The following is a 3,229-nucleotide window of genomic DNA, read 5'->3' as shown; positions in this document are numbered from 1 at the left end:
CCTGATACATCGTTGGCACGCCCGGAAGTGATGTCACCTTAGTCCGCGTGATAGCCGCCAAAGCAGCTTTTGCCTCAAATCGGGGAAGCATTACAATTTCGCCGCCGTTTTCAACTGTACGGTTCAAAACAGTCGCATTTGCGAAAACATGGAAAAAAGGCAGCACACCTAAGATACGGTCGTCCAATGGTTCGTTAGGCTGATTGTTTCGGCTATGGGGATCAAGCATGTTGATTTGCCGAGCGTTGGCGGTGATATTTTGATGGCTTAGCATGGCGCCTTTCGGCGTGCCCGTGGTTCCGCCCGTATATTGCAACTGCGCAATGTCTTTTTCGGGCATGCAAGGTTGAACCGCATAATCGCCAATATTGGCTATCAGTTCCGCATAGTACGAAACGCGGCTGTCCGAAGGAAGCGCGGCAATTTCGTTCCGTTTGAACAAACGGTATGCCCAGCCTTTGGCCTTTGGCAGGGCTTCAGATATGCTTCCGACAATAAGTTCTTTAAGGCTGCTATTGTCTAACACCTTCATGGCGGTAGGCAGCAAAGCAGCCGCCGACACCGTGATCAGGATCGACGTGCCGCTGTCGGCTACCTGATGTGCCAGTTCGTCAACTGTGTATAGCGGTGAGAAATTGACCACCGTCGCCCCTGCGGCCAGCGCCCCGTAATACGCCGCGATATATTGCGGCACATTGGGCAGGAAGAGGCCAATTTGGTCGCCCTTGCCAATGCCTTTGTCTTGCAGTCCGCGCGCAACCCGCCGGACAGTTGCTGCCATTTCGGCATAACTGTATTTGCGGCCCATGAAATCTGCCATCGCCGCACGGCCCATGCGTTCTGCCGATTGGAAAAACATGTCGTGCAGCGCCAATGCGGGAAATTGCTGATCCCATTTGACGGGATGCAGGTAATTACGGTTCCAGATACTCTGCGTCATGCCCACATCATGCCGCGTGATACCAGCCAACGCCATCGCGGATTTCACATTTTATCCGTCCCGCAAAATGCAAATGCCGCAAATGTGCTTGCGCCTCGCCTGTCGCGAGTCCGTAAACAGTATCGTCAATTTCGCGTTCGAATAAGAGAGTGAACGTATCGACGGCGCGCATTTCGGTTGTACGCAGTTCCAACTCAAGTCGGTCAAGTCTCTCGTGATGTCCAGATGCAAGCTTGTCCAATCGGACATGCACGCCCGTAAAAGGTTCCCCATGCGCTGGTAAAACGAGCATATCTGCAGGCAACGCCTCCCGGAATTTCGCAATCGATGCCAGCCATTCACCCAGCGGGTCGGCCTCCGGCTCGCTATCCATGACCGACACATTGGATGTAATGCGCGGCAAAATCTGGTCACCCGCGATGATCATATTGTTGGTAAAGTCCACAAGGCTCGCATGTTCGGGCGTGTGCCCACCACCCGTCATTACCGTCCAATCGCGTTGACCGACCCGAATGACTTGCCCATCGTCCATGCGCACATGTCCAGTAGGCAGCCGCGACACTGCGCGCGCAAAACCGCCCCAGCCAGCTTGACGCATCGTGTCGATACGCTGTTCGTCATAGCCTGAGAATCGCCGGTTGCTGATGACGTCTTCTGGAGGATGCTCTAGCTGTTCAGCGATCAACATCCGCGCCATCAACCATTCGGTTCGGTTCATCCAGATTGGAACCTTGAACTTGTTTGCCAACCAGCCAGCACAACCGACATGATCGGGGTGGAAGTGCGTCACAAAGATTCGCTTTAGCTCTCGGTCAGCCAACGCGCCTGCAAACATCGCCTTCCACATTTCGATGGTTGGCGGCAAGAACAAACCGGTATCCGCCAAGGCATATCCGCCATCGGCTTCGTCCAGCAGCCATAGATTGATATGTGCTAAATTGCCCGGAACCGGCATGCGCGTCCAGCCCATGTCGGGCGCAATCGGGTATATTTCACCATATTGCGGGGCATGCTCACCCAAAGGATATGAGAGCCCTTTTAGCTCTTTTGCTTCAAATCCGTGGTCGGCTAGCGACGCGTCATACGCGGGGGGTGTGTTAGATGCCATCCCCCCGCCGTGCCTTAATCAAGCGATTAAGGCAATGATGGCGTGACAATTATTCGCCTGCTTTTTTGAATAAAGTGTCGGCGGTCAGTTCTGCCTTGCCCGCATTTTCGTCTTCACCGTTCAACGCAGCTTCGGCGCGACGTGCAGCCTCAGTACGCTCAGCGCGAAGTTCTTCGATCAACGCATCGCGATCTGTTCCAAGACGTGCATCATTCGCGGCAGTGTTATCGATACCAGCCTTCTTCGCGGCACGGTTAACAATGGCGTCAAGCTCACGCTGCGAAGTCAGGCCAAGCGTGACCGGATCTTTCGCCTGAATTTCTGCAATGTTCCAGTGGCTGCGCTCACGAATGGCCGCAATCGTATTGCGCGTCGTACCGATCAACTTGCAGATTGCGCCATCCGAAATTTCAGGATGGTTGCGCAGAAGCCACGCGATACCGTCTGGCTTGTCCTGACGCTTTGATACTGGCGTATAACGGGGGCCTTTTGTGCGACGGACCTGATCCGGACCCTTCGACATTTTGAGAACATAATCCTCATCAGCCTGTCCCTTTTCGATTTCGTCCATCGCCAATTCACCGGCGTGCACGGGATCTCGACCCGTATATTTCGAGCCAGTCATGTCGTCGGCCATCGCCTGCACTTCGAGGATATGAATTCCGCAAAAGTCAGCAATTTGTGAGAAGCTCAAACCTGTGTTGTCGACCAGCCAAGCGGCGGTCGCATGTGGCATCAAAGGGGTGGCCATGTCATTTGCTCCAATAATAAGGGCCGCCCCTTACGGAACGGCCTGAATGTCTTGGGTGCTTTGTTAGGCGAACTTTGCTGCATCGGCAAGCGGCAATGCGTATTGGGACTTGCGCGCTTACCGCCACATGTGCATTCCCGAGTAAGAGTTTTGGGGGAAGATATGAAACGTCTAATCAAATGGCTTGTTATACTGTTGCTCGCTGCCGTCGCCGGAATCTTTGTCTGGGGTTATGCGCCCGACACAGATGCCGCGCAGATGGAAAGCAAATATAGCAGCACTGCGTCGCGCTTTGCGGAATTGGAGCCTGGCCTGCGTGTGCATTATCGCGATGAAGGCAAAGCCGATGGCCGCGTTCTCGTCCTCATTCACGGTTCAAATGCATCGTTGCACACATGGGAGCCATGGGTCAAAATTCTCGGTAAGGATT

General features: G+C 54.1%; 3 protein-coding genes and 1 pseudogene. 1 reads left to right on the top strand and 3 read right to left on the bottom strand.

Annotated elements, in window-relative coordinates; genetic code table 11:
* From ACIQ2T_RS12775 to ACIQ2T_RS12765, 3 genes are all read right to left on the bottom strand, one after another.
* Positions 1–946, bottom strand: a 946-nt coding sequence (locus ACIQ2T_RS12775) for an AMP-binding protein (RefSeq protein ID WP_397591135.1), incomplete at its 3' end; no start/stop codon positions are given.
* A gap of 1 nt (position 947) precedes the next feature.
* Positions 948–2,048 (bottom strand): MBL fold metallo-hydrolase, encoded by a 1,101-nt coding sequence (locus tag ACIQ2T_RS12770; RefSeq protein ID WP_397591134.1) that lies wholly within the window; start codon positions 2,046–2,048, stop codon positions 948–950.
* A 49-nt stretch (positions 2,049–2,097) separates the two neighbouring features.
* Positions 2,098–2,799, bottom strand: a complete 702-nt coding sequence (locus ACIQ2T_RS12765) for a DUF1013 domain-containing protein (RefSeq protein WP_315470316.1) — start codon at positions 2,797–2,799, stop codon at positions 2,098–2,100.
* A 162-nt stretch (positions 2,800–2,961) separates the two neighbouring features.
* Here ACIQ2T_RS12765 and ACIQ2T_RS12760 point away from each other — a divergent pair.
* Positions 2,962–3,229: pseudogene (locus ACIQ2T_RS12760) on the top strand (alpha/beta hydrolase); the annotation flags it as partial.

The sequence above is a fragment of the Sphingorhabdus sp. genome, assembly GCF_044357595.1.
In the GTDB taxonomy this organism is placed as follows: domain Bacteria; phylum Pseudomonadota; class Alphaproteobacteria; order Sphingomonadales; family Sphingomonadaceae; genus Sphingorhabdus_B.
Note: the sequence above shows the minus strand (reverse complement) of the source record. Positions and strands in the feature narration are given on the sequence as shown.

Excerpts from the sequence above, each read along its gene's own strand:
- ACIQ2T_RS12770 (WP_397591134.1), bottom strand. The coding sequence starts at position 2,048 with ATGGCATCTAACACACCCCCCGCGTATGACGCGTCGCTAGCCGACCAC.
- ACIQ2T_RS12765 (WP_315470316.1), bottom strand. The coding sequence starts at position 2,799 with ATGGCCACCCCTTTGATGCCACATGCGACCGCCGCTTGGCTGGTCGAC.